Origin of the sequence: Cupriavidus sp. BIS7, from assembly GCF_000292345.1 — a bacterium.
Lineage (GTDB): Bacteria > Pseudomonadota > Gammaproteobacteria > Burkholderiales > Burkholderiaceae > Cupriavidus.
The window spans coordinates 1-25,727 of record NZ_ALOU01000035.1; the positions used below are offsets into that span (position 1 = coordinate 1).

At 65.6% G+C, this 25,727-nt stretch carries 23 protein-coding genes; 17 read left to right on the forward strand and 6 right to left on the reverse strand.

Translation table 11 applies throughout. The features are described from left to right. Positions 1 to 341 precede the first annotated feature (341 nt). The 6 genes from B552_RS0112640 to B552_RS0112665 all read left to right on the forward strand — a co-directional run bounded on the left by B552_RS0112640 (position 342) and on the right by B552_RS0112665 (position 5,894). Positions 342 to 1,304 (forward strand): tripartite tricarboxylate transporter substrate binding protein, encoded by a 963-nt coding sequence (locus B552_RS0112640; RefSeq protein WP_051003559.1) that lies wholly within the window; start codon positions 342 to 344, stop codon positions 1,302 to 1,304. An 18-nt stretch (positions 1,305 to 1,322) separates the two neighbouring features. Continuing rightward, on the forward strand, positions 1,323 to 2,522 hold the full coding sequence (locus B552_RS0112645; protein ID WP_019449390.1) for a CaiB/BaiF CoA-transferase family protein: 1,200 nt from the start codon (positions 1,323 to 1,325) through the stop codon (positions 2,520 to 2,522). Further along, on the forward strand, positions 2,519 to 3,379 hold the full coding sequence (locus B552_RS0112650) for a citryl-CoA lyase (protein WP_019449391.1): 861 nt from the start codon (positions 2,519 to 2,521) through the stop codon (positions 3,377 to 3,379). Before B552_RS0112645 ends, B552_RS0112650 begins: the two co-directional genes overlap by 4 nt. A 264-nt stretch (positions 3,380 to 3,643) precedes the next feature. Continuing rightward, complete coding sequence (locus tag B552_RS0112655) at positions 3,644 to 3,922, forward strand: high-potential iron-sulfur protein (RefSeq protein ID WP_237718204.1); 279 nt, start codon at positions 3,644 to 3,646, stop codon at positions 3,920 to 3,922. 75 nt (positions 3,923 to 3,997) lie between these two features. Further along, a complete protein-coding gene (locus tag B552_RS27470) occupies positions 3,998 to 4,759 on the forward strand; it encodes a hypothetical protein (protein ID WP_019449393.1) in 762 nt (253 codons plus the stop codon). Continuing rightward, a complete protein-coding gene (locus B552_RS0112665; RefSeq protein WP_019449394.1) occupies positions 4,752 to 5,894 on the forward strand; it encodes a 3-deoxy-7-phosphoheptulonate synthase in 1,143 nt (380 codons plus the stop codon). The genes B552_RS27470 and B552_RS0112665 overlap by 8 nt, the downstream gene beginning before the upstream one ends. 44 nt (positions 5,895 to 5,938) lie before the next feature. Here B552_RS0112665 and B552_RS0112670 read toward each other — a convergent pair whose 3' ends face one another. From B552_RS0112670 to B552_RS0112680, 3 genes are all read right to left on the reverse strand, one after another. Further along, complete coding sequence (locus B552_RS0112670; protein WP_157160247.1) at positions 5,939 to 6,289, reverse strand: hypothetical protein; 351 nt, start codon at positions 6,287 to 6,289, stop codon at positions 5,939 to 5,941. Between the two features lie 279 nt (positions 6,290 to 6,568). Beyond that, positions 6,569 to 7,840, reverse strand: a complete 1,272-nt coding sequence (locus B552_RS0112675) for an FAD-dependent oxidoreductase (protein ID WP_035879788.1) — start codon at positions 7,838 to 7,840, stop codon at positions 6,569 to 6,571. Next, positions 7,840 to 8,853 (reverse strand): LysR substrate-binding domain-containing protein, encoded by a 1,014-nt coding sequence (locus B552_RS0112680; RefSeq protein WP_019449397.1) that lies wholly within the window; start codon positions 8,851 to 8,853, stop codon positions 7,840 to 7,842. The genes B552_RS0112675 and B552_RS0112680 overlap by 1 nt, the downstream gene beginning before the upstream one ends. Before the next feature lie 137 nt (positions 8,854 to 8,990). Between B552_RS0112680 and B552_RS0112685 the strand changes: the two genes are divergently transcribed. The 8 genes from B552_RS0112685 (at position 8,991) to fetB (ending at position 17,899) form a co-directional block, all read left to right on the forward strand. Then, positions 8,991 to 10,016, forward strand: a complete 1,026-nt coding sequence (locus B552_RS0112685) for a tripartite tricarboxylate transporter substrate binding protein (RefSeq protein ID WP_019449398.1) — start codon at positions 8,991 to 8,993, stop codon at positions 10,014 to 10,016. Positions 10,017 to 10,031: 15 nt separating this feature from the next. Next, positions 10,032 to 11,558, forward strand: a complete 1,527-nt coding sequence (locus tag B552_RS0112690) for an altronate dehydratase family protein (RefSeq protein ID WP_019449399.1) — start codon at positions 10,032 to 10,034, stop codon at positions 11,556 to 11,558. Between the two features lie 183 nt (positions 11,559 to 11,741). After that, positions 11,742 to 13,211: an NAD-dependent succinate-semialdehyde dehydrogenase gene (locus tag B552_RS0112695; protein WP_019449400.1), complete on the forward strand. Its 1,470-nt coding sequence runs from the start codon at positions 11,742 to 11,744 to the stop codon at positions 13,209 to 13,211. 72 nt (positions 13,212 to 13,283) lie between these two features. Then, positions 13,284 to 14,087, forward strand: coding sequence for a 4-hydroxy-2-oxoheptanedioate aldolase (gene hpaI, locus B552_RS0112700; protein ID WP_019449401.1), 804 nt, complete (start codon positions 13,284 to 13,286; stop codon positions 14,085 to 14,087). Between the two features lie 8 nt (positions 14,088 to 14,095). Beyond that, entirely contained in the window at positions 14,096 to 15,547 is a 1,452-nt protein-coding gene (locus tag B552_RS0112705; protein ID WP_019449402.1) for an FAD-binding oxidoreductase, read from the forward strand. Positions 15,548 to 15,669: 122 nt separating this feature from the next. Then, a complete protein-coding gene (locus B552_RS0112710; protein WP_019449403.1) occupies positions 15,670 to 16,422 on the forward strand; it encodes an SDR family NAD(P)-dependent oxidoreductase in 753 nt (250 codons plus the stop codon). 5 nt (positions 16,423 to 16,427) lie between these two features. After that, entirely contained in the window at positions 16,428 to 17,105 is a 678-nt protein-coding gene (locus tag B552_RS0112715) for an ABC transporter ATP-binding protein (protein ID WP_019449404.1), read from the forward strand. Then, positions 17,102 to 17,899: an iron export ABC transporter permease subunit FetB gene (gene fetB, locus B552_RS0112720; RefSeq protein ID WP_019449405.1), complete on the forward strand. Its 798-nt coding sequence runs from the start codon at positions 17,102 to 17,104 to the stop codon at positions 17,897 to 17,899. The genes B552_RS0112715 and fetB overlap by 4 nt, the downstream gene beginning before the upstream one ends. A 174-nt stretch (positions 17,900 to 18,073) precedes the next feature. Here the strand turns inward: fetB and B552_RS0112725 are convergent, their stop codons facing one another. Then, complete coding sequence (locus B552_RS0112725) at positions 18,074 to 18,511, reverse strand: Lrp/AsnC family transcriptional regulator (protein WP_019449406.1); 438 nt, start codon at positions 18,509 to 18,511, stop codon at positions 18,074 to 18,076. A 121-nt stretch (positions 18,512 to 18,632) separates the two neighbouring features. On the opposite strand from B552_RS0112725, the gene B552_RS0112730 reads away from it, so the two are divergent. Next, the gene (locus tag B552_RS0112730; protein WP_019449407.1) at positions 18,633 to 19,538 is read left to right on the forward strand and encodes a DMT family transporter; all 906 of its coding nucleotides are present in this window, start codon (positions 18,633 to 18,635) and stop codon (positions 19,536 to 19,538) included. A 13-nt stretch (positions 19,539 to 19,551) separates the two neighbouring features. On the opposite strand, the gene B552_RS0112735 is transcribed toward B552_RS0112730, so the two are convergent. After that, entirely contained in the window at positions 19,552 to 20,865 is a 1,314-nt protein-coding gene (locus tag B552_RS0112735) for a cation:proton antiporter (protein WP_019449408.1), read from the reverse strand. Between the two features lie 416 nt (positions 20,866 to 21,281). On the opposite strand from B552_RS0112735, the gene B552_RS0112740 reads away from it, so the two are divergent. Beyond that, positions 21,282 to 23,795: an ExeM/NucH family extracellular endonuclease gene (locus B552_RS0112740; RefSeq protein WP_019449409.1), complete on the forward strand. Its 2,514-nt coding sequence runs from the start codon at positions 21,282 to 21,284 to the stop codon at positions 23,793 to 23,795. After that, positions 23,792 to 24,475 carry a rhombosortase gene (gene rrtA / locus B552_RS0112745; protein WP_019449410.1) on the forward strand — a complete coding sequence of 228 codons (684 nt, stop codon included), beginning with the start codon at positions 23,792 to 23,794 and terminating at the stop codon, positions 24,473 to 24,475. Before B552_RS0112740 ends, rrtA begins: the two co-directional genes overlap by 4 nt. Here rrtA and B552_RS0112750 read toward each other — a convergent pair. Beyond that, the gene (locus B552_RS0112750; protein WP_026035601.1) at positions 24,434 to 25,615 is read right to left on the reverse strand and encodes a porin; all 1,182 of its coding nucleotides are present in this window, start codon (positions 25,613 to 25,615) and stop codon (positions 24,434 to 24,436) included. The genes rrtA and B552_RS0112750 overlap by 42 nt on opposite strands. Between the last annotated feature and the right edge of the window lie 112 nt (positions 25,616 to 25,727).

Genomic DNA, 25,727 nt, shown 5'->3' on the forward strand with positions numbered 1-25,727 from the left:
CCAGCGCCGCACGCTACTCCGTTTTAGTGCCGATGAGAGCACGAATTTAATATTTCGTATTAATGTGAGTTGCGTCGATCCTACTGATCTTCATTTGAATTTTTTGCGATTTACGGGGCGGTGATGAGCGGGTAGGCATTCGCGCATCTGCCGTCTCAAGAGACAGCTACACCCCCGATCGTTCCGATAGCCAACCACGCTGCCTCCAACTTGACATCCCGGCGCCACGCTCCTATTCTCCGATGCATTCCTTCTTTAAGATCATTGTTCTGTTGTATAGAACCTAAAAATCGGAGACCCTCATGACCGTGACCCGCCAGACCTCCTCCGCCCGTCGCGCGATGCTGTGCGGCCTGATCGTCGTGGCCACGGCTGCTGCGCTGCCAAGCGCCACGGCAATCGCCGCCGATGCCTACCCGGCACAGCCAGTTCGGCTGGTCGTGCCGTTCCCGCCGGCTGGCGGCACCGACGTGCTGTCGCGCCTGGTCTTCAACAAGATCGGCACCTCCACGCACTGGACCGTGGTGGTGGAGAACCGTGCCGGTGCGGGCGGCAATATCGGGCTGGACGCCGTGGCCAAGTCGCGTCCTGACGGGTACACGATCGGCATGGGCCAGACCGCCAACCTGGCCATCAACCCGACGCTCTATCCGAAGATGCCGTATGACGCGGTCAAGGATTTCGCGCCGGTGGTGCTGGTGGCAGCGCAGCCGGTGGTGCTGATCGTGCGCCAGGATTCCCCGTACAAGACGCTGGCTGACCTTGTGGCGGCGGGCAAGAGCAAGCAGTTGTCGATGGCGTCGGCAGGTACCGGCACCGTGGGCCACCTGACTGGCGAGATGTTCCAGCGGCGCGCGGGTTTCAAGGCGTTGCACGTGCCTTACAAGGGTGCGTCGCCTGCGCTGACAGACCTGATGGGCGGCCAGACCGACTTCTATTTCGCCACGCCGCCGATTGCCATGCCGATGCTCAAGGCCGGCAAGCTGCGCGCGCTGGGCGTGACGTCCGTCAAGCGCGTGGCGCTGCTGCCGAATGTGCCGACTGTCGCCGAACAGGGTTACGCGGGCTTCCAGGCGGAAGACTGGAAGGCGCTGGTGGCGCCGGCCGGCACGCCGGCGGACGTGATCGCGCGCCTGAATGCGGAAGTCAACAAGGCGCTCAAGGATGCGGATACGGTCGCCAGACTGCGTGAAGAAGGCAGCGAACCGCGCGGCGGCTCGGCGGCGGACCTGGGCACCTTCATCAAGAGCGAGCACACGCGCTGGGGCACGATCGTGCGCGATTCCGGCGCCCACGTAGACTAAATTCCAGGCAAGACTCACATGCAAAAGCCGCTTCGCAATGTCCGCGTGCTCGACCTCACCAACGTGCTGGCCGGGCCCTTCTGCTGCCACCAGCTCGCCCATATGGGGGCCGAGGTCATCAAGGTGGAAACGCCCGGCACCGGCGATCTTGCGCGCCAGCTTGGCGCCGATGCCGAACTGAACCGCAAGCTGATGGGCGTGTCGTTCCTCGCACAGAACCCGGGAAAGCGTTCGATCACGATCAATCTCAAGCATGCGCGCGGCAAGGAAGTATTCCGCAAGCTCGTGCAGAGCGCCGACGTCGTGGTCGAGAATTTTCGCCCCGGCGTGATGACGCGCCTGGGCCTGGGCTACGAAGAACTCCGGCAGGTCAACCCGCGCCTGATCTACTGCGCGATCTCAGGCTTCGGGCAGGACGGCCCGCTGTCCGACCTCCCCGCCTACGACCAGATCATCCAGGGCATGGCGGGCGTGATGAGCATCACCGGCGATGCGCAGACCGCGCCGTACCGCGTGGGCTATCCGGTCTCCGACACAATTGGCGGCATGACTGCGGCCTTCTCCATCGCCGCGTCATTGGCCGATACCGAACGCACCGAGGGGTATTTCCTCGACGTGTCGATGCTCGAAGCCACGCTGGCCACGATGGGCTGGGTGGTTTCGAACCACCTGATCGCGGGCAAGGCGCCGTCGCCGATGGGCAACGAGAACATGACCGCAAGCCCCTCCGGCACATTCCGCACCGGTGATGGCCCACTCAATATCGCCGCCAACAAGCAGGAACAGTTCGAGGCCGTGTGCCGCGTGGTGGGCCGCCCCGAACTGGCCGTCGATCCGCGCTTTGCGGAACGTCAGGCACGGCTGGCGAATCGCGCGGCGCTGACGGCCGAGCTGGAAACCGAACTGGCGAAGAAGTCCGCCACCGACTGGTGGCAGTTGCTCAATGAAGCGGGCGTGCCGGCCGGCCCGGTGCTGAACGTGCCGGACACCCTTGCACTCCCGCAGGTGCGCGACCGCGGCATGATCGGCGCGTTTGCCAATGTGCCCGGCGTCGGCCGCGATATCCGGCTGGTGCGCACCGGCTTCAAGGTCAACGGCCAGGCACCGTCGGTGGATACCCCGCCGCCGCAGCTTGGCCAGCATACCGACGACATCCTCGGCGAGCTTGGCTATGACGCCGCCGATATCGAAACCCTGAAACAGGAGCGCGCACTATGAGCGCCACAAGCGAATCGATCGACGCCGGCCAGCAGGCCTCGCAGGACTGGTGGCGCACGGAAATCATCGACATGAAGCCGGGCGAGATCCGCTATCGCGGCTACCCGATCGAGCAGTTGATTGGCAACGTGTCGTTCGCGCAGATGATCTGGCTGATGCTGCGTGGCGATCTGCCGGGCAAGCGCGAAGGCGAACTGCTGGACGCGGCGCTGATGGCCGCCGTCGACCACGGCCCGCAGGCGCCGAGCATCGCGATTGCGCGCATGGCCGCCACCTGCGGCGTGGGGCTCAACAATGCGATGGCATCGGCGGTCAACGTGCTTGGCGATGTGCACGGTGGTGCGGGCGAGCAGGCTGTCGAGCTTTATCAGGACATCGCACGGCGCTTCGACGCGGGCACGCCGTTTGACGATGCCGTAGCCGCCGGCCTTGCGCACTATCGCGATCTGCACGGCAAGTTCGTCTCGGGCTTCGGCCACCGCTTCCACCCGCTGGACCCACGTGCGCCACGACTGCTGGCGCTGGTGGATCAGGCAGCCAACGACGGCGTGGTATCGGGACGATACGCGGCCATTGCACGCGCCGTGGAGCGGGCGCTTGGCGCGGGCCGCGACAAGCCGATTCCCATGAACATCGACGGCGCGACAGCAGTCATCTACGCGGAACTGGGCTTCCCGGCACCGCTCGCGCGCGGGCTGTTCTGCCTGTCACGCTCGGTCGGCATCCTGTCCCATGCATGGGAGCAAACCCAACAGGGTGGCCGCAACAAGGGACCGATTCCGCGGCAGTTCATCTGGACCTATGACGGGCAGCCGCAGCGGGACGTGCCGGTCGATGGGGACTCTGAAAGGCCATAGCACCCTGCGCACGCTGGGGCCGGCCTTACCGTAGCCAATTCACGAGGAGGTCGGCATGCAAAATGAGCGCCCCACAGCACACCAGGAATTCTGGCGATCGCATCGCACGGCGAAGGCCCTGTCCCGCCTTCTGGCGACCAGCCTACTCAGCACACCGAGAAGCCTGTAACCTTCCCCCTTGTGGCACGCACATGCCTGCCGCCCCCACAAAGGAGCCCTTCCGTGCCGCGCAGACGACAGTTCCTTGGCTACCTTCCGCTTGCGCTGACTACCGGCGTTTTGAGTACAGCGGTCCTCTGCGGTCGACAAGCGCTCGCCGCCACAGTGCTGGACGAGCAGGAGCCGCAGGCACTCAAGCTCGGCTACAAAGCCGATTCCTCCAGGGTCGACCAGCAGAAATACCCGAACCACAAGCCATCCCAGACTTGCGCCAACTGCCAGCTCTATCAGGGTGATGCGGCCAGCGCTGCCGGTGGCTGCGTGCTGTTTGGCGACAAGAGTGTCGCGGCGAAGGGATGGTGCAGTGCCTGGGAGCAAGGCTGATACTGTGCGGCGCATGGATGCGGGCGGCGTGCCCGCCGGCAAGAAGACCGGGGCAGCCGCATTACACTGCTGCAAATGAGCCAGAATCCCCAACAACCTCAGGCCCGGAACCTGCTCACGTCCTATTTCTGGAGTGGCGATGCCATCCGCAGTCGGCGTGTCAGTGACATTGTGCTGTCAGGCAGCGTCGACATACCCATGCCGCCCGTGCGACTGCTCGCCGACTGGGCAAGGGAGATATCGACCCGCATGGCCCTGGAAGCTGGCGATGTCGAGGTGATGCCGCTTGCGCGGGCGCGTGTTCGCTGGCCGGAGTACTCGCAGTGCGTGCAGGCGGTGTCCGATTGGACGAACACGCTTGGACTGCAAGGCCTGCTTGCCTCATGCGACGTCGCTCTGATGGCTTGCCGCGGCGCCCGGTACCACCATGACGGCGAGCAGTACGGTGGGGCGGCCTTCTGCAATCTCTTCCTGAGCGAGGACAAGGGGCAGGACGTGTACTTTCCGTTGCTCGATCTTCGAATCCCCCTGAGCCGGGGCACGGTGCTGATTTTCGATACCTGCCAGCCGCATGGCGTAGTGCGGCGCGGCAGCGTCCGTTTTGATGCGACAGACTTCCCGGCAGATCAGGATTGCACACAGCTATTCCTGACCTGGGAGCTTCCCATCGAGGAACCCAGCGTCACGCGAGCGCTAAACGTCGCGTTCGACAATGACCGTTCGACCGCGTTGCTGGTGAATGACGAGCACGTGCGGCTGAATGGTGAACGGGTCAGCGTGTGCCACGAATCAGGTGCCTTCCATTCTTTCAATACCCCAGGAGTTAGCCATGAATGATTCACAGCGGTCCCCGTCGACCATCGCCGAAGGTTGGCAGGCGCCACCCGATCGAACCAGCGTGCCCGACGACGCCCGCGTGGAAGACATCATCCCTCTGCCTCCGCCCGAGCACCTGATCCGTTTCTTCCCGATCCGCGGCACGCCCGTCGAAGCCCTGGTCACGCACACGCGCCAGCGCATCTCGCGCATCCTGCACGGCAAGGATGACCGTCTGCTTGTGATCATGGGGCCGTGCTCGATCCACGACCCGCAGGCCGCGCTCGAATATGCGCGGCGCCTGGCGGTGCAGCGCGAGCGCTACCAGGATTCGCTGGAGATCGTGATGCGTGTGTACTTCGAGAAACCCCGCACCACGGTGGGCTGGAAAGGGCTTATCAACGACCCCTATCTGGACGAAAGCTATCGCATTGACGAGGGCCTGCGCATTGCACGCAGCCTGCTGGTGGATATCAATCGACTTGGATTGCCAGCGGCCGGCGAATTCCTGGACGTGATCTCGCCCCAGTACATTGGTGACCTGATCTGCTGGGGCGCGATTGGTGCGCGTACAACCGAGAGCCAGGTGCACCGGGAACTCGCTTCCGGCATTTCCGCGCCGATTGGCTTCAAGAATGGTACTAACGGGAACATCAGGATTGCCATCGACGCCATCCAGGCCGCCTCGCGTCCACATCACTTCCTGGGCGTGCACAAGAACGGCCAGGTGGCCACGGTACATACCAAGGGCAACCCGGACTGCCACGTGATCCTTCGCGGCGGCAAGACTCCGAATTACGATGCCGAGTCCGTGGCAGCCGCTTGCCGGGAACTGGAAGCTGCGCGGCTGGGCAGTTCGCTGATGGTGGATTGCAGCCACGCCAACAGCAACAAGGAGCACCAGCGGCAGATCGATGTCGCGCGCGACGTGGCGCAACAGGTGAGCAGCGGCAGCGAAGCCATTTTCGGGGTCATGGTCGAGAGCCACCTGGTTCCCGGCGCACAGAAGTTCACCCCTGGCGTGCACAGCCTGCCCGCATTGACATACGGACAAAGCATCACGGATGCCTGCATCGGGTGGGATGACTCGGTGGCGGTGCTGGACATGCTTGGCGAGGCCGTCAATGTACGCCGTGGGCTCAAATCGAAGCCCTAGCCAGCACACCAGCACGCCAGCACAAATCACTCTGAAACGGCTTCCTAGCCGCCCTGGAAGTACGGGTTGCGAATGTCATAGACATGGCCGCCCGTGTTGAAATTTTGCGGATCCTGCGTCATCCCACCGGGATAGGTCGTCTGCGGGCTCATGCCTTGCGGCGGCGCTCCCGGGTCCATCGGGCTGGCCGGTGTCGTCGAAGGATTAAGGTTGGACTTGGTACTACCTTGATTCATGCCCTGCGAATATGGATCGTATTTGCCCGGGCTATCTGAGTAAGACGGATTCGCCCCGGGAGTCGGATTTGGATTCGGGGCCTGCATCTGTGCGTGCGCGGCACTGATCGCCACAACGAATGTGCCGCATGCCATCGCAAGCATTCGATTCTTCTTCATCACACGTACCTCCTGCTGCAGGAGCGCAGCCATTTCAGGGTACAAGATGCGTGAGGAATGTGAAGGCGCACGGATGAAACCGCGCGCGTCCAATACGCTCAGATATTGACTCAGCAGGATCAGATATCGATGACTATCCGCACGAGTGTGTCAGACCGCATCGCTCGCTGCGCATGAAGCCGTGCGCGGGCAACGCATACGCGACAAGCAAGCGACAAGCGACGCATACGCGGACGCCATGAATGTTGCGCGATACAGCGTCAGCAAGGGCGCACGCCGCTACGCTCCAAACCTTCGGGGGTCATAAGGCGCAGGGTCGACATAGGTCTGATCGCGGTCGAACAGTTCCGCCAGCAGCCGCGCGGTGGCAGGGCCCAGCGTCAGCCCCTGGTGACCATGGCCGAAATGGAACCACAGGTTGGCATGATGAGGTGCGCGGCCAATTACCGGGCGCATATCGGCGATGCACGGCCGGGCGCCCATCCACGGCTGCGGCTCCACCGCAGCGCCGAGCCTGACGAGATCGCCCGCAAGCATTTCGGCGCGCGCGGACTGCACCGGCGTGGGCGGTGCGTCGTGATGCGCGAACTCGGCGCCCGTGGTCAGGCGCAGACCCTGCCGCATCGGCGCCAGCAGGATGCCGTTCTCGGCGTCGAGCAGCGGCTTCGTCGGCATGGCCTCCGCATCCACCGCATAGTGACGGTGATACCCGCGCTTGACGAACAACGGCAGCCGATAGCCGAGCCGCCGCGTCAGTCCCGCCGCCCACGGCCCCAGCGCGATCACGGCCTGCTCGGCATCGATATCACCCGCCGACGTCCGCACGGTCCAGCCGCTGCCTGATGCGCGCAGCGTATCGGCATCTCCTCGCAGGATCACCCCGCCCTCGCGTTCGAACAGCGCCGCGTAGCGCATCACCAGTTCGCCCGGATCGGTCACGGTCCACGGGTCCAGCCAGTGGATTGCTCCGGCCAGCGCCGTTTGAAGGGCCGGCTCCGCGTCGGCCAGCGCCGCGCCGTCGAGCAACGCATAGCCGAGTTCGTGCGCGGCCGCCACGGTCTTCGCGTCGCGCGCGGCTTCGTCAAACGCTGACGCCGTGCGATAGGCCTCGATCCAGCCCGTCTTGCGAATCAGGTCCTGCGCACCGGCGCGTTCAATCAGCGGCGCATGTTCGTCGATGCAATGCCGGATCAGCGCGCTATAGGCTTGCACCGTGCTTTCATAGCGCTGCGGCGCAGACGCACGCCAGTAGCGCGCCAGCGCGGGAACGAGCGATGGCAGCGCGCGCACGTGGTAGTGGACATCGTTGCCGCGGCGCGCTGCCACGCGCAGGATGGCCTGCCATGCACGCGGGAACGCATAGGGCCGCACGGCCTCGCGCTGGATGATGCCGGCGTTGCCGTACGAAGTCTCACGCCCCGGCGCCTTTCTGTCGATCAGGCACACCGCATGGCCGCGCTGCTGCAGCGCGAGCGCCGTCGATACGCCGACGATGCCGGCGCCAAGCACGATCACTTCGGATTTGCGGGAGGTTCTGGAAGCATCAGTCATTACGTCTTCGCTGCTGTGTGAGGTTTGGCGTCGCGTTTTGCGTTGCGTCCTGCGTTGCGTCCTACGTCAGGCTGGCCGCCGTCGATCTCACCAGCCTCGGCGCGCAGGCACGCCATCAGTTGCGTCGCGCCTGGCGCCAGCCGGCGGTCGCGCAGGGTAATCAGGCCCACCGGGGGCAGGTCCACTTCCACCGGCATCGCCAGCACGCGAAAGCGCCCTTCCGCTTCAAGTTGCCGGCCCACGGTGCGTGCCACGAAACCCACGGCCTGCCGCTGCGCCACGAAAGTAGTCACGGCCAGATAGGACGAGGACTCCATCAGGTCGACTGGAGGTTCGAACCCGTGCCGGAAGAACGCCTGCTCGATCTTGACGCGCAGCGACGCCCACGGCGGCGGCAGCACCAGTGGATTCCGCGCGAGATCAGCCCAACCGGGGCGAGCCTTGCCTGCGAGTGGATGTCCGGCCGCGACGATGGCGACCATCGGCTCGTCATATAGAGGCTCTGTCACCAGGTCCGGCGCCGCATATGCCGGCTCCAGCCGTCCGACGATCAGGTCGAGTTCGGACAGGCGCAGTCGCGGCAGCAGGTGAGTCAGGTCGCCTTCCTCGATCAGCACCGTGGCACGCGGTGACTGCTGTTTGAGCCGCCCAACCGCCCCGGCCAGCAGCACCGGAAGCGTCGCGCCCATCGAACCCACGCGTACACGCCCCGATGCGCCACTGGCCACCGCCTCGATCTCGTCGCGCGTGACTTCATACTGGGCCAGCACCGAGCGCGCAAAGCGCACCAGCGCTTCGCCGGCAGGCGTCGGCTCGGTGCCGCGCGTGGAACGCGTGAACAGTGCCATGCCCATCATCTTCTCGACCTCTACCAGCACCTTGGACACCGCCGGCTGGCTGACAGCCAGGAATTCGGCGGTCCGGCCCAGGTGGCGAAACTCGTCCAGCGCCACCAGCATCTGCAGGTGACGCAACTTGATGTTAGAGCGAAGCGCGCGATCGATATGGGCCATGGCGCCGAGTCTACCCAACCATATGGTTATGAAGCAATGCCAATTTTTGATTGGATTGTTATGGTCCCGATGCCCACAATCGCTGGCAACGCGACTGGCAGAGCACCAGTTTCGCACCGTACAACATCGGAGACACCATGACGCAAGGCAACCCCACCAGCCCGATGCGCCGCCGCCTGCTGCTGGGCAGCGCTGCCGCCACCGCCGCTGCCGCCACCAGCACGGCCGGCCTGATCGTGCCGCGTACGGCACGTGCCGCAGCCGAATATCCGGACCGCCCGATCACATTTATCTGCCCGTGGCCCGTGGGCGGCACGGCCGATCAGTCGATGCGCGCTTTGTGCCAGGTGGCGTCAGGCATCCTCAGGCAATCAATCGTCTTGGAGAACCGCGCGGGCGCTTCGGGCATGATCGGCACGAAGGCACTGGCGCGCGCCACGCCGGACGGCTACACGATCGGGCAGATCCCGATCTCGGTCACGCGCTTCTCGCAGCTAGGCATTCTGCAGCTCGATCCCCGCAATGAGCTGACCTATCTGGCGCGTACGTCGGGCCAGACCTTTGGCATCGCGGTGCCGACCAACTCGCGTTTCAAGACGCTCGCTGACGTGGTCGCGGCTGCCAAGGCCAATCCGGGTCGCATCACCTACGCCCATGCCGGTATCGGCGGCGCCACTCACGTCGGCATGGAGCAGTTCGCCTTGGCCGCCGGTGTCAGGTTCAACGCTATCGCGTACAAGGGCGGCGCCTCGGCGCTGCAGGATGTCTTGGCCGGTCAGGTGGACCTGCTGGCCGATTCAAGCTCGTGGGCGCCGCATGTGGAAGCCGGCAAGCTGCGCCTGCTGGCCACCTGGGGAGAGGCGCGCACGCCGCGCTTCAAGGACACGCCAACGCTCAAGGAGCTCGGCTACAACGTCGTGGTGGAAGCGCCCAACGGCATCGGCGCACCCAAGGGGCTGCCGCATGCGATCGAAATGAAACTGCGCGAAGCGTTCCGCGCCGCCGTGGCAAGCCCCGAATTCAAGTCCGTGGCCGCGCGCATCGATGCGCCCGTGATGTACCTGGACGGCCCCGAGTACAAGAAGTACGTGGCCGCCGTCTACGACCAGGAAACCCAGCTGATCCAGCGCCTGAAGCTCAAGGAAATGCTGCAGCAGGGCTAACCAGGACAAAGCACCGTGACCGCCCCCACACCCGTCATTCGCCTGCATGCCAACGACAACGTCCTGATCGCCCGGGGCGACCTGACGTTGGGCCAGCAACTGGCAGACCTGGGCCTGCGCGTGCGCGCGCAGGTGCCAGCCGGACACAAGATTGCCGCACGCGCGATTGCGCGCGGCGAACAGGTTCGCAAGTACGACACCGTGATCGGCGTGGCCGATCGAGACATCGCCCCCGGCGAGCACGTGCACAGCCACAACCTCAGGCTCGTCGATTACTATCGCGACCCCGCATTCTGCTCGGATGTCCGCCCGGTGGACTACGTGCCTGACGCCGATCGCGCCACGTTCATGGGCTACGTGCGCCCGGACGGCCGCGTTGGCACACGCAATTTCATCGGCATCCTGTCGTCGGTGAACTGCTCAGCCACGGTGATCAAGCACATCGCCGAGCACTTCACGGCCGAGCGTCTGGCGGCGTATCCCAATGTCGATGGCGTGGTGGCGTTCGCGCAGGGCAGCGGCTGCGGCATGTCGTCGCCGAGCGAGCACTTCGATCTGCTGCGCCGCACGCTGGCCGGCTATGCCCGTCACCCCAACCTTGCCGGCGTGCTGATTGTCGGACTGGGCTGCGAGCGCAACCAGGTGGCTTCGCTGGTGGAATCGCAAGGGCTCATTCCGGGCGAGAACCTGCACACGATGGTGATGCAGGACACCGGCGGCACACGCGCGACGATTGCCGCAGGCATCCGCGCCGTCGAACAGATGCTGCCCGCCGCCAATGCGTACACGCGCCAGCGGGTCAGCGCCAGCCACATCAAGATCGGCCTGGAATGCGGCGGCTCCGACGGGTTTTCCGGCATCACGGCCAACCCGGCGCTTGGCGCGGCGATGGACATACTGGTGCGCCACGGTGGTACGGCGATCCTTTCGGAAACACCGGAGATCCACGGCGTGGAATACATGCTCACGCGCCGCGCAGTGACACCGGAGGTCGGCCAGAAGCTGCTGGACCGGCTGGCCTGGTGGGAACGCTATACGGCCGGACAGAACGCGCAGTTCAATGGCGTGGTCGGACACGGCAACCAGCAGGGCGGCCTGGCCAATATCTTCGAGAAATCGCTCGGCTCGGCCATGAAGGGCGGCACCACGCCGCTGCAGGCCGTCTACGAGTACGCGGAGCCGATCGACAAGGCAGGTTTCGTGTTCATGGATTCGCCGGGCTACGACCCCGTGGCCGTCACGGGCCAGATCGCCAGCGGCGCCAACCTGATCTGCTTCACCACCGGGCGCGGCTCGATGTTCGGCTCCAAACCCGCGCCGACGATCAAGCTGGCATCGAATTCGCCGATGTACCAGCGGCTTGAGGAAGACATGGACATCAACTGCGGCCTGGTGCTCGATGGCGAACTAAGCGTGGCGCAGATGGGCGAACGGATCTTCGAACACATCCTGCGTGCGGCATCGGGCGAACGCACGAAGAGCGAATTGCTTGGCCTAGGGGATCACGAATTCGTGCCCTGGCATGTGGGGATCGTGAGCTAACCCCTTTGGCGCTTCATGCGCTGGCCCTCTCCCCCGCCCCTCTCCCGCAGGCGGGAGAGGGGAGAACACCCACGGAACTTGATTTGCCCCCGGTTTGCTCCCCTCTCCCGCACAGCGGGAGAGGGGTTGGGGGAGAGGGCCAGCCCTTCACCATCCAATCACGCCACCCGTCCCCACCACCCCATGCTGACCACCCTATCCAATCCCGACCTCCTGCGCACGCAGAACCTCATCGACGAGCACTGGTGCGACGCCAGCGTCCGCTTCCCCGTCACCGACCCCGCCACTGGCAACGTCATCGCGCAAGTCCCCGATAGCAACGCCGCCGATGCCCAGCGTGCCACCGATGCCGCGGCAGCCGCGTTCCCCGCGTGGAGCCGCCGCACCGCGCGTGATCGCGCGCAACTGATCAAGCGCTGGCATGCGCTGATCCTGTCCAACGAGCAGGATCTGGCGCGCATCATCTCCGCCGAGCAGGGCAAGCCGATGCACGAGAGCGCGGGCGAAGTGCGTTACGGCGCGTCCTACGTCGAATGGTTCGCCGAGGAAGCCACGCGCATCTGCGGCGATGTGGTGGCAGAAGCGGTGCCGGGCCGCAAGATGCTGGTGCTCAAGGAGCCGGTGGGCGTGGTGGCCGCCATCACGCCGTGGAACTTCCCGCTGGCGATGATTGCGCGCAAGATCGCGCCGGCCCTGGCCGCAGGCTGCACCGTCGTGGCCAAGCCGGCGGAGGACACGCCGCTTACCGCGCTGGCGCTGGTCTGGCTGGCGCAGCAGGCCGGGCTGCCGCCGGGCGTGCTCAATATCGTCACGGCCTCGCGCGCCAATACACCGGCTGTTGTCGATGCGTGGCTGGCCGATCCGCGCGTGCGCAAGATCACGTTCACGGGGTCAACCCCGGTGGGCAAGCATCTGGCACGCGAATCTGCCGGTACGCTGAAGAAGCTGTCGCTGGAGCTTGGCGGCAACGCGCCGTTCATCGTGTTCGACGATGCCGATCTCGACGCAGCCGTCGACGGCCTGATGGCATCCAAGTTCCGCAACGGCGGGCAGACCTGCGTGTGCCCGAACCGCGTCTACGTTCAGGATGCCGTGCACGACGCATTCGCCGAGCGCCTCGCGGCACGCGTGGCCGCGCTGCACGTGGGCCCCGCCACGGAGGCCGCCGCGCAGATTGGCCCGATGATCAACGCACGTGCGGTCGAGAAAATCGATCGCCACGTGCAGGATGCCGTCGACAAGGGCGCACGCGTGCTGACGGGCGGCGAACGCGTGCGCACCGCCGATGGGCCGCACTACTACGCGCCGACCGTGCTCGTGAATGCCACGCCGGACATGGCGCTGGCGCACGAAGAAACGTTCGGCCCGGTGGCCGCGGTCTTCCGCTTCACGCATGAGGACGAGGTCGTGCATCACGCCAACGACACGCCGTTCGGCTTGGCCGCGTACTTCTATTCGAACGACGTGCGCCGCATCTGGCGTGTGGCGCAGGCGCTGGAAACCGGCATCGTCGGCATCAACGAAGGGGCGCTGGCGTCCGAGGCGGCACCGTTCGGCGGCGTCAAGGAGTCTGGCTACGGGCGCGAGGGTTCACGCCACGGGCTTGACGACTACATGCATACGAAGTATCTGTGCCAGGGCCAGTTGAGCTGAAAACGAGCTGACAACCAAGCTGACGCCCACCCCGACAACCGATTCGACAACCGAGGCCTGACAGGAAACATCATGCCCGCACACAATCCGTTCAAAGCCGCACTGGCCGCGCGCCAGGCGCAAATCGGACTCTGGCTGTCCACTGCCACACCCTACCTTGCCGAAGCCAGCGCCACGGCCGGCTTCGACTGGCTGCTCATCGACGGCGAACACGCGCCCAATGACTTGCGCACGATCCTGCAGACGCTGCAGGCGCTGGCGCCGTATCGCTCGCAGCCCGTGGTGCGTGCACTGGCTGGCGAGACCGCGCTGATCAAGCAACTGCTCGATATCGGCGCGCGCACGCTGCTGGTGCCGATGGTCGATACCGCCGAGCAGGCCGCCGCGCTGGTGCGCGCCACGCGCTACCCGCCGTTTGGCGTGCGCGGCGTGGGCAGCGCCGTGGCGCGCGTGTCGCAATGGAGCGCGCGCACCGACTACCTCGACGTGGCCGATGACGAAGTCTGCCTGCTGGTGCAGACCGAAACCGTGACTGCCATGCAGAACCTCGAAGCGATCTGCGCCGTCGATGGTGTCGATGGCGTGTTTATCGGCCCCGCCGACCTGGCCGCGTCGATGGGCTATCGCGGCAAGCCCGGCCACCCGGAAGTGCAGGCACAGATCGAAAGCGCGATACGCACGATCGTCGCAAGCGGCAAGGCCGCCGGCACGCTGACTTCAGACCCGGCCCTTGCGCGCCGTTATCTCGATCTCGGCTGCACGTTCGTCGCCACCGGCGTGGACGTGCTGATGTACGCCAACGCGGCCCGCAAGCTGGCCGCCGAATTCCTGCCCGACCGCGCCGGCCAGATCAGCGCACCGGGCGCCGCTTACTGATTGACACGATGACCGCCCTGCCCTCCCAAGACGCGTTGATCCAGGCCATGCAGGCCATTGTTGGCCCGCAAGGCTGCCTGAGCGCCGACGCCGATACCGAACCGTTCGTCACCGATTACCGCCGCATCTACGTCGGCAAATCGCCCCTCGTGGTGATGCCGTCGACCACCGAACAGGTCAGCCAGGTCATGGCCTGGTGTTACCGGCATGACGTGCCCGTGGTGCCGCAGGGCGGCAATACGTCTCTGATGGGCGGTGCGGTGCCTGACGACAGCGGCACGGCCGTGGTCATCAGCCTGCGCCGGATGAACCGCGTGCTGGCCATCGACATGGTCAACGACACGATGACCGTGGAAGCCGGCGTCACGCTGTCCGCCGCGCGCGCGGCAGCCGATGACAGCAAACGGCTGTTTCCGCTGCGCATCGGCTCCGAAGGCTCGTGCCAGATCGGCGGCAACCTGTCTACCAACGCGGGCGGCACCGCCGTGCTGCGTTACGGCAATATGCGCGACCTCGTGCTCGGCATCGAGGTGGTGCTGCCGGACGGCCGCATCTTTTCATCGCTGCGCGGCCTGCGCAAGGACAACACCGGCTACGACCTCAAGCACCTGTTTGTCGGCGCGGAAGGCACGCTCGGCATCATCACCGGCGCCGTGCTCAAGCTGATGCCGCAGCCGCGGTCCACGGCGGTGGCATTCGTGGCCGTGCAAAGCCCCGAAGCCGCCGTGAAGCTGCTTGGCGAAGCGCGCGCGCTGTCCGGCCAGGCCGTTACCGCGTTCGAACTGATCTCGGCACCGGCACTTGACCTTGTGCTCGAATACCTCGGCAACGAGCCGTCGCCACTGGAGGGCCGGCACGACTGGATGTTGCTGATCGAGCTGACCTCCGGCGCCGACGAGGAAAGCCTGAACGCGACGCTGATGGAGATCCTGGAAGCCGGCCTTGGCAACGGCTGGGTGGTGGATGCGGCCGTGGCGTCCAGCCTGTCCGATGCGCAGAAGTTCTGGCGCATCCGCGAGGAGATCTCGGACGCGCAGACGCGCACGGGCGGCAGCATCAAGTGCGATATCTCGGTCCCCGTCTCGCGCATCGCCCAGTTCATCGAAAAGGCCTCGGCCGAGGTGCTGGCGCTGGAGCCCGCCACGCGCATGGTGATCTACGGCCATATGGGCGACGGCAACGTGCACTTCAACCCACTGCGGCCGAAGGACCGCGCGGCGAAGGACTTTCTTTCGCAGTGGTACAAGCCGGTGTCCGATCTGGTCGACGGGCTGGCCCATGCGGAGAACGGGTCGATCTCGGCCGAGCACGGCATCGGCGTGGCCAAGCGTGACGACCTGGCGCGCTACAAGTCGCCGGTGGAACTGGAACTGATGTGGCAGGTCAAGCGCGCGCTGGATCCGAAGAACCTGCTGAATCCGGGGCGCGTGCTGCCGCCGATCGCCGGGCGCGCTGACTGAGTCCAGTCCGGTCCGACCTGTGACGGCGCCCGCATGTGCGTCGGGCGCCCGGTAGAAGCGCTGCAACAGGCTACGGTGTAGTATCCGTTGCCAGATTCGCATCTATCCGTTGGAGACCCATCATGAACGTACTTGTCACCGGTGCAAGCGCCGGGTTCGGCGCAGCCATTGCAAAGCGTTTTGCCGCTGCGGGCCACCGCATCATCGCAGCCGGCCGCCGCGCGGACCGGCTGCAGGCGCTGGCCAACGACATCGGCGCGGACAAGGTCCTGCCGCTGATCCTGGACGTGCGCGACCGTGATGCCGTAGCCAAGGCCATCGCCGGGCTGCCCGCCGATTACGCCGAGATCGACCTGCTGGTGAACAACGCAGGCCTGGCGCTGGGCCTGGAACCCGCGCAGGCCGCAGATCTCGACAACTGGGACAACATGGTCGACACCAATATCAAGGGCCTGACCTATGTCACGCGTGCGGTGCTGCCCGGCATGGTGGCCCGCAATCGCGGACACGTGGTCAATATGGGCTCCGTCGCCGGTGCCTATCCGTATCCGGGCGGCAATGTCTACGGCGCGACCAAGGCCTTTGTGCATCAGTTCTCGCTGAACCTGCGTGCGGACCTGCAAGGCACACGCGTGCGCGTGACCGACGTGGCGCCCGGTCTGGTGGGCGGCACCGAGTTCTCGACGGTCCGCTTTGGCGGAGACGAGGGCCGCGTCCAGAAGGTCTATGAAGGCGCCGACGCACTGACGCCGGAGGACATCGCGGAGACCGTGTTCTGGGCCGCCACGCTGCCGGAACGCGTCAACATCAACTTTGTGGAACTGATGCCGGTGACGCAGTCGTTCGGCCCGCTGACGATTCATCGCGAAGGCTGAGCGCGATGCCCGCATCCGGCGCCGCCCTGGTTGGCGGCGCACATCGCTCCGGCGGTGGCGTGCCGATGGACGGGAACCTGGAAATCGAAGACCTGCGTGGTCACGGCCGGGGCCCGTACTCGCTGGTCGTGGCCGCCGGAAAGTGCACGGTGCTTTCCGGCACGTCGGGCAGCGGCAAGAGCCTGCTGCTTCGCATGATTGCCGACCTCGATCCCAATACCGGCAACGTCCGCCTTGGCGCCACCGCGCGCGAAGCGATGAGCGGCCCGGCCTGGCGGAGCGAGGTCATCTACGTGGCTGCGGACGCCGGCTGGTGGGCCGACGACGTGCGCGCCCATTTCGACAATTTCGAAAACGACCGCCACCGGCTCGACTGGCTGGCGCAGGCGCTCGGGCTGCGCGCGGACATCCTGTCGGCACAGGTCAGCCACCTTTCCACCGGCGAACGCCAGCGCCTGGCGCTGATCCGCGCGCTGGTGCGGCGCCCGCGCTTCCTGCTGCTGGACGAGCCAACCTCCGCACTGGACCGCGACACCACGCTGGCCGTGGAAGCCGTGCTGCGCGAGGCGATGGCCGAAGGCATCGGCCTGCTGGTGGTCTCACACAATACCGAGCAGGCGGCACGCCTGCGCGATGTGCAGTTTGCCCTGAGCCCCGCTGGACTGGAGGCCGTTGCGGCGTGAATCCGATCATCCTGACCACCGGCGACCTGGTTCTGGCCAGCCTGCTGATCGTCGCGGGCGCGGCGATGTCCGTGACCATGTCGCTGAACATCCACCGCACGCTGCTGTGGACCGCCATCCGCATGGTCGTGCAGTTGATGCTGGTCGGGCTGGCGCTGCGTGCCGTGTTTGCACTGTCCTCGCCGTGGGTCACGCTGCTGGTCGTGCTGGCGATGATCGCCGCAGCCGCGCACGAGGTAGGCAGCCGTCAGGAACGGCGCCTGCAGGGGCCCGCGCAGCGGCTCATCGGCCTTGCCACGGTCAGCGTGCCGACGATGGTGATCACCGTGCTGGCGCTGGTCACCGCGCTGCGCCCCACGCCGTGGTATGACGCGCGCCACGCCATCCCTCTGGCCGGCATCATCCTTGGCAATGCGATGAATGCGGCCAGCCTGACGCTGCATGCGGCGTTCAACGCGGCATGGCTCCAGCGCAGCGCGATTGACGCACGGCTTGCACTCGGCGACGACCGCCACACTGCACTGCGGCCAATCCTGCGCCAGGCCGTGCGCAGCGGGCTGATGCCGACGATGAACACGATGGGTGCGGCAGGCATCATCACGCTGCCAGGCATCATGACCGGCCAGATACTGGCCGGCATGGACCCTATCGACGCCGCGCGCTACCAGATCCTGCTGATGTTCCTGCTGGCGGGCGGCAGCCTGCTGGCAGCGTTCCTGGCCGCGTGGCTATCGGTCTGGAGGCTGACCGACGAGCGGCACCGCCTGCGGCTGGACCGCCTTGGCATGCGCTGACCTGGCACCCGCTGCAATGACCGGGGCACAACTGCCTATTTCTTGAGCAGCCCAGCCCGGGTCGCCTGATTTCACGCCAATTGGCACGTTGCTCCTAGGGTTATCCACAATTTCTGTGGATAAGACGAAGGGGCGCGGCAGGGGCCCATTGTTGCGCCCAATCGCTGTAGCGTCCTATAGCGGCGGCAGGCGCCGCTTGACAGGCTGTGACTTGACGATGGCCGAACTGGTCTCGGCCAGGTCGGTGATTCGCTCGAGGATGTGATCGAGATGTTCGATGGATCGCAGATAGAGCCGGCCGATAAAGCAGTCGTCGCCGGTCACCTTGTCGCACTCGGCGAACTCCGGGATGGCCTCGATCAGCTTCTGCACGGCCTGCAACTTGCCCGGCAACGGCTTGATACGGACGATGGCCTGCATCGCAAAGCCCAGCGTACGCGGCTCGACATCCACGGTGAAGCCACGGATGACGCCCCGGTCCTCCAGCCGCCGAAGGCGTTCGGACGCGCCAGGCGACGACAGCCCGATCTGCTCCGCCAGTACCTTGACCGGCATGCGTCCATCCTGCTGGAGCAACGTCAGGATGCGACGGTCGATATCGTCGAGGGACATAAGTATTTTTCCGCTTTCACCTTACTAAACACAGGAATAGTAGCTGCCCGCCTGCATTTCCGTATGCCGTCTGGCTAACTTACCCCCTAGAATTCAAGCCCTGGATTGCAGGAGGATAGCGGTGGACAACAAGACGCGAGGCATGCTGGAGATGGTTGCGGCGATGGTGATCTCGGGCACCATTGGCTGGCTGGTGGTGGTGTCCGGGCGGCCCGTCACGCAGGTGGTCTTCTGGCGCTGCGCGTTCGGCGCGCTCGTGCTGCTGCCGGTCTGCGCCGCCCGGGGCTACCTCCGGCCCGGCCGCATCGGCCGCCGCCAGATCCTGCTGGCCGTGGCCGGCGGCATCGCCATCGTCGCCAACTGGCTGCTGCTGTTCTCGGCCTACTCGGGGGCATCCATTTCGATAGCCACGGCCGTGTACAACACCCAGCCGTTCATGCTGGTTGGGCTGGGCGCGCTGTTCCTGGGCGAACGCCTGACGCTGCCCAAGCTCGCATGGCTCGCGCTGGCCTTCGGTGGCATGCTGCTGATCGTGCGTGCCGGCCCCGAATCCGGTGCAATGGGCGGCAGCTACCTGGTGGGCATCCTGCTGGCACTGGGGGCGGCCTTCTGCTACGCACTGGCCGCGCTGATCGCAAAGAAGCTCAAGGACACCCCACCGCATCTGATTGCGCTGATCCACGTCGTGGTCGGCACCGTGCTGCTGCTGCCGATGAACATCGATGCGCAATGGCCCAGCGGCACCGCACCGTGGGCAACGCTGGCCACGCTCGGCGTTGTTCACACGGGCCTGATGTACATCCTGCTCTATGGCGCCATCCAGAAACTGCCGACCCATCTGACCGGGGCGCTGTCCTTCATCTATCCGATCGTGGCCATTCTGGTAGACCGGCTGGCCTTTGGCCACCACCTGTATCCGTCGCAGATCGCGGGGGCCACGTTGATCCTGCTGGCCGCGGCCGGCATGACGATGGGATGGTCGTGGCGCAAGGCCCTGCCGTGGAGCGCGAGAAAGCCGTCGGCCTGACCGGAGCGGCCAGCTAGTTCACCACGCCTTCACTCGCTGCGCGCGGCCGGTTCTCGGGCATCGCAACCCCAAGCTTCCGTGCGAAGTACCTCAGTGTCAGGCCGTTGAAGAACAGGTTGAGCAGCACGAAGCCAGCGGCCATCGCTGCCGCGAAGTGGCGCGTGTCGGGATCAAGGGACTGGTTGCGGGCCAGGCAGATGGCCAGTGTCAGCGTCACCGGACCGCGCACACCGCCCCAGGCAATCAGCAACTGGTGCGACATCGGCAATGGCTTGCAGATGCCGATGCGGCTCATCATCGGCATGCACACGGTGAGAATGCCAAGCCGGCTGGCCACCGCCGCGGCCAGCACGAGGAACAGCACGACGATATCGATCATGCGCAGGTCGTCGATCATCGTCGGCACGTGAGCGGTTGCCAGCAGCAGCACCGCCGCGCTGGCAATCAATGCCTGATACCGCCAGAGATCGCGGAACAGCTTGACGTGCGATGGAGGGCGCCTGGCAAGCATCATGCGCCCGACCACCAGCCCCGCGCACACCACAGCTGCCACGCCCGACACATGCAGCACGCGCTCGGCAAACGGATAGATCAGGTTTGGCAGCGCCAGCGACAGCGAGTACTCGGCAAACGGCAGGCTGCGCATCGCGCCTGAAACGAACACGAACAGCACACCGATGATCGCGCCAACCGCACAGCCGCCAAGCAGCGTGAGCACGAACTGCGCCACGGGATAGCTTTCGGCCCTTGAAGCAGGCAGCACCGCGATGGCGCCCGTCAGCAGCGTCGTGATGGCGATGGCGGCCGCGTCATTGAACAGGGCTTCGCCCTCTACCAGGCGGATCAGCCGCGCGGGCGCACCGCTGCTCTGGAACAGCGAGATGACGGTGGCGGGGTCCGTGGTGCTGACGATCGCCCCGAGCAGCAGGCAGACGATGATGCCCTGGCCGCTGGTCAGGTAGGCCATCGCACCGACACCGAGCGTGGCCGCAAGCACAGCGCCCACGGCCAGCAGAAGGATCGGCGCCAGGTCGGCGAAGAAACCTTTGGTATCAACCTCCATCGCCGCCTGGAACAGGATCGGAGGCAGGAAGATCCACAGATACGCCTCCGGTGGCATGGACGGCGACAGGAACGGCGCAATCGTGTTGGCGGCGAATGCCGGCGCAAAGTGCTGCAGCGCGATGTAGCCGAAGCCGATGGAGACACCGGCGCCGGTCAGGATGATGGGGTCGGGCAGCCGCAGCCGTTGTGCGATCACATGGCATACCGAGATGAAAAAAAGCAGTACGCCGACCCGGGTGGTCAGTTCAATGGCAACGTCCAAGGGTGTGCTCCAGATGCGGACTTCGGGGAGTTAACTGAGGGCGCTGGCGGCTCATCCGGCACTCTTGCCAGGGTGAGCATTGAATAGTCCGGTTAGAGCAGCAGGCAACCGGGAAGATTCCACCGGTCTGCACAATTCGTTATTGCGTGATCGGGGGTTGGCGTCATCGCAGGTGCCGGGACCACCACCTCACAACAAGGACTCTGGCAATCAAACCAGAGAGCACAACAAGCCACAGCCTTGTCACGCAGCGTGGGTAAAACACGCCCGGGCACCGGGAGGAAGGCCCGGCGCGGGTCGGGGCAAATGTATGCCAGGCAGTCATTGTCGCGTCATCGAAGCCGCCTAGCATTCCGCGCTTTGCTGTCAGTAGAACAATCCGTGCGCTGTCAAACCCTTCCCCCCGAGCCAAACCCATGCGTCTGCATTACATCGTTCCAGCCGCGCTCCTCATGGCGCTGCCTGCCCATGCCGAGCTGATCATCAGCGAATACGTAGAAGGCACGTCGAACAACAAGGCCATCGAGATCTACAACCCCGATGCCACCGAAGCCGACCTGTCGCTGTACAAGATCGAGCAGTACAACAACGGCGCCACCGCGCCCACCACGTCCTTCCAGCTTGCCGGCAAGCTGGCACCGGGATCGGTCCATGTGATGGCCCACGGCACGCTGGCCAGCGTGCTTGGGTCGAAGGTCAACCAGACTGTGACGTTCACGTTCAATGGCGACGACGCGATTACGCTGACGCGCTCCGGCACCGTGGTAGACCATATCGGCCAGGTCGGCTACCGCCCGCCGTCCGGTTACTGGGGCACGGCTACCGCCGGCACCATGGACCATACGCTGCGCCGCAAGGGCGCGGTGAAGCAGGGCGATACCGACACCACCGCGGTCTTCGACCCGGCCGTGCAGTGGGACTCGTTCAACGTTGATGATTTCTCGGACCTTGGCCTGTACAACGGCCAGGGCAGCGTTGCGCCGCCCCCAGTGCTGGCGGTGTGTGGCGCCGCTGCGACGCATATCGCGGACGTACAGGGCGCGGTGACGCCTTCGCCAATGGCCGGCCAGAACGTCGAGATCGAAGCCGTGGTCACGGCCGACTACAGTGGTGCCGGCGGCTTCAGCGGCTTCTTCGTGCAGCAGCCCGACGCGCAGCGCCGCAGGCTGCCCGGTGTGTCAGAGGGCCTGTTCGTCTATGCGCCCAGCGTAACGGCCCGCGCAGGCGACCTGGTCCACCTGGTTGGCAAGGTCGAGGAGAAGTACGGGCAGACGCAACTGACGCTGGCCACGGGCGGCTTCGCAAGCTGCTCCGGCGGTCACAGTGTGACGCCGGTCGATGTCACGCTGCCGCTGGCCAGCACCACGGCGCTGGCGGCCTACGAAGGCATGCTGGTACGCCTGCCGCAGACGCTGACCGTCAGCGAAACCTATGAACTCGGGCGCTATGGCAGCGTGCTGCTCAGCAACGGGCGCCTGCCACTGCCTACCAACGTGGCCCCGGCGAAGAGCGGCGCAGCCGATCAGGCCGCCGCCAACGCGCTGAACCGCCTGGTGCTTGACGACGGTTCCAATCAGCAGAACCCCGGTGCGGTGCCCTACCCGGCCCCGGGCCTGTCCGCAGCCAACCCGGTGCGTGCCGGGTACACGGTCAGCGGCGCGCAAGGCGTACTGGAAATCCGCTACAACGCGTGGCGTCTGCAGCCGGTGCCCGGTGCCGCCGCCCCGGTATTCAATGCCGCTACCAATCCGCGCACCGGCGCCCCCACGCGCCACGCACAGGCGGACGTGCGCGTGGCCTCGTTCAACGTGCTGAACTACTTCAATGGCGACGGCAAGGGCGCCGGCTTCGACGACCCGAACAATCGCGGCGCCAAGACGCAGGCCGAGTTCGAGCGTCAGGAAGCCAAGATCGTTGCGGCAATCCGCGCCATCAACGCCGACGTGGTCGGGCTGATGGAAATCGAGAACGACGGCTACGGCGACCTGAGCGCCATTCGCCGCCTGACCAGCCAGCTTGGCGCCGACTGGCGCTATGTCGATCCGGGCGTGCCGAAGCTCGGCGGGGACGCCATCACGGTGGCCATCATCTACAACAGCCGCACCGTGGAACCGGTGGGCGTGGCGGCTACGCTTGCCATCGACGACAAGAACCGTCAGCCGCTGGCACGCACGTTCCGCCGCATCGGCGGCACGCAGAACTTCACCGTGGTGGTCAACCACCTGAAGTCCAAGGGCTGCACGGGCGCCACCGGCACCGATGCCGACCAGGGCGACGGCCAAAGCTGCTGGAACCCGACCCGCCTGCGCGCGGCCGGCCTGATCGCCAACTGGCTGGCCACCTCGCCAACCGGCGTGGCCGACGTGGGCAAGCTGCTGATCGGCGATCTCAACAGCTACGCCAAGGAAGACCCGGTGCTGCTGTTCGCCGACAAGGGCTACGCCGACATGGTGGCGAAGTTCGTCGGCAAGGACGCCTACAGCTACGTGTTCGGCGGCGAGTCGGGCTATATCGACCATGCGCTTGCGACCGCCGGCCTGGCTGAGCGTGTACGCGCCGTGCACGAGTGGCACATCAATGCCGACGAGCCGATCGCGCTGGAATACTCGTTCGCCTACAAGAGCGCCGAGCAGCAGCAGACCTACTATGCGCCGGACCCGTACCGCTCCTCGGACCACGATCCGGTGCTGGTGGACTTTGCGCTGCGCACGGATGCGGCGGGCGATGGTGGCACGGGCGCCGGAACTTCGGGTGGCACGAACGGAGGCACGAACGGAGGCACATCGGCAGGCAACGCAGGCAATGATTCGAACGACTCGGGTGCCGGTTCGCTCGATCCGTTGATGGGACTGATGCTGGCAGCAAGTGTGGCCGTACTGGCACGACGCCGCCCATGGAACGCTGGAAAGCAGGCCGGAAAGCACGCTTGAAGGCAACCCTGAGTGCATGGGCGCGCCGCTGGCCCGGCTGGCGAGCGCGCTGCCCGATGCATCCGGGTTTCCTGGCCGTTGCCGTGCTGATGCTTGCCCTGCAGGCGGGCGGTGCCGGGGTGGCCGATGCGCTGCGCTATGAACGCACGGCCATCGCGGGCGGCGAGCTATGGCGGCTGGTGTCCGGCCACTTCGTGCATCTCGGCTGGACGCACTGTCTGCTCAATGTGGGTGGCGTGGCGGCGCTGGCCATGATCCTGCCCGCACCGCTGCGCGCGTGGCGCTGCAGCGTGCTGCTCGGCATGTTCATCGGCCTGGTCCTGTTCGCCATGCTGCCCGGCCTGAAGCACTATGCCGGTTTCTCGGGCATCAACTACGGCCTGGCCGCACTGGCGCTGCTGCCGCGCGCGCGGGGCGAGGCTGTCGCAGCGCTCGTGCTGGCTGCGCTAGTCGTCCGCGCTGTCTGGCAATGGTTAGATGGCGGCAGCGCGGCCGATGCAGCATGGCTGGGCGCCCCGCCGCTTGCCGCGGCCCATCTTGCCGGGCTGGCCGGCGGCGCGATGATGCGGCTTCGCCCGGCAATGCCAGGCGAAGCCAGCGCGACCAGAAGCCCGCGCAATCGCTACCGGGCCGGAGGCTCAGAACTTGTGACGCAGGCCGACCGCGATGCCGAACATTGAACTCTGCCCGTTGCCCAGCGCGTAGCTGTTGCCCAGTGACAGGCTGTTGGCATAGAAGATCGCGGCGGACTCCATGGCAAGCCCCGCATTCTTCGTATAGGCCGCCGTCAGGTAGACATCCGTCCGTTTGGAGAACGAGTAGTTGGAGATGGCGGAAATCTGCCAGGGGTTGGCCTGGTGCGTATCGCCGAACTGGTTCTTGACGTTGTCGTAGTTGTATTCCAGCGTGAACCCGACGGCCGACGTGATCTGATACGTCCCGCCAATCCAGTAGAAGTCGTCACGCAGGAATTCGCTGCCCACCTGGTTCTTGTTCTGCCCCCAGCGATAGCCGCCCATGATCTTGGCCGCGCCGAACGCGTAGCTGGCACCGATCGTCGCCTTCTTGAATGTGCCAGTACCGGCATTGGTGGGCTGCGCCACTGGCGCGATGGTGGGGTTGAACTGGTCATAGGCAACGACGACGCCGATCGGCCCGGTGCTGTAGACCAGTGCCGCGCCATAGGCGGTATCGCGCCGGAACTGCCCCGGCACTTCGCCATTGCCGCCGAGGATGATGGGCGCACCAACCGTGGGCGGCAACGCCAGGCCCGTACCGAACGACCAATGCGCGATGGCCGTGACGGGTCCGAAGTTGCCTGTGTACTTGATCGTGTTGTCTTCACGGAAGTTGGCGCCGGCCATGACCACGACAGGCTCGTACTGCGTGGCATAGGCAGCCGGAGCGAAGTTCGCCAGCGCTTCAAACAGTGACGCGTACTGGCGACCCAGCGAAAGCTGGCCATATGTGCTCTGCAAACCTACGAACGCCTGACGGCCGAACAGGCGCCCGCTCTGCTGCGAGGTGCCGGAATCAAGATTGAAACCGCTTTCCAGTACGAAGATCGCCTTGAGGCCGGTGCCAAGATCCTCCATGCCACGCAGGCCCCAGCGCGAACCGGATACACCGCCGGAGTCCATGCGGAAGACGTCGCGTCCTGGACCGGGGTTGAATCCGTTCGCGGCCACCGGAACCTGGCCAACATGGTTGGCGAACTCAAGGTTCGCGTCGACAACACCGTAGAGCGTCACGGCAGACTGCGCGTGGCCAAGGCCGGAAACCGCACAAAGCACAGCAAATGCAAGGCACTTCGGCTTCATCTGGATCTCCTCTGCTTCTTCTTGTGCATTGAATGGCAGACATGTGGACATGCCTGAAATGCATTTGCCGAGCATCCGGCGCAGACGCGGTGTGCCTGATGATTTCCTTTTG

Coding starts and splice junctions, on each gene's coding strand:
- B552_RS0112640 (WP_051003559.1), top strand. CDS start 342: ATGCTGTGCGGCCTGATCGTCGTGGCCACGGCTGCTGCGCTGCCAAGC.
- B552_RS0112645 (WP_019449390.1), top strand. CDS start 1,323: ATGCAAAAGCCGCTTCGCAATGTCCGCGTGCTCGACCTCACCAACGTG.
- B552_RS0112650 (WP_019449391.1), top strand. CDS start 2,519: ATGAGCGCCACAAGCGAATCGATCGACGCCGGCCAGCAGGCCTCGCAG.
- B552_RS27470 (WP_019449393.1), top strand. CDS start 3,998: ATGAGCCAGAATCCCCAACAACCTCAGGCCCGGAACCTGCTCACGTCC.
- B552_RS0112665 (WP_019449394.1), top strand. CDS start 4,752: ATGAATGATTCACAGCGGTCCCCGTCGACCATCGCCGAAGGTTGGCAG.
- B552_RS0112670 (WP_157160247.1), bottom strand. CDS start 6,289: ATGAAGAAGAATCGAATGCTTGCGATGGCATGCGGCACATTCGTTGTG.
- B552_RS0112675 (WP_035879788.1), bottom strand. CDS start 7,840: ATGACTGATGCTTCCAGAACCTCCCGCAAATCCGAAGTGATCGTGCTT.
- B552_RS0112680 (WP_019449397.1), bottom strand. CDS start 8,853: ATGGCCCATATCGATCGCGCGCTTCGCTCTAACATCAAGTTGCGTCAC.
- B552_RS0112685 (WP_019449398.1), top strand. CDS start 8,991: ATGACGCAAGGCAACCCCACCAGCCCGATGCGCCGCCGCCTGCTGCTG.
- B552_RS0112695 (WP_019449400.1), top strand. CDS start 11,742: ATGCTGACCACCCTATCCAATCCCGACCTCCTGCGCACGCAGAACCTC.
- hpaI (WP_019449401.1), top strand. CDS start 13,284: ATGCCCGCACACAATCCGTTCAAAGCCGCACTGGCCGCGCGCCAGGCG.
- B552_RS0112705 (WP_019449402.1), top strand. CDS start 14,096: ATGACCGCCCTGCCCTCCCAAGACGCGTTGATCCAGGCCATGCAGGCC.
- B552_RS0112710 (WP_019449403.1), top strand. CDS start 15,670: ATGAACGTACTTGTCACCGGTGCAAGCGCCGGGTTCGGCGCAGCCATT.
- B552_RS0112715 (WP_019449404.1), top strand. CDS start 16,428: ATGCCCGCATCCGGCGCCGCCCTGGTTGGCGGCGCACATCGCTCCGGC.
- B552_RS0112725 (WP_019449406.1), bottom strand. CDS start 18,511: ATGTCCCTCGACGATATCGACCGTCGCATCCTGACGTTGCTCCAGCAG.
- B552_RS0112740 (WP_019449409.1), top strand. CDS start 21,282: ATGCGTCTGCATTACATCGTTCCAGCCGCGCTCCTCATGGCGCTGCCT.
- B552_RS0112750 (WP_026035601.1), bottom strand. CDS start 25,615: ATGAAGCCGAAGTGCCTTGCATTTGCTGTGCTTTGTGCGGTTTCCGGC.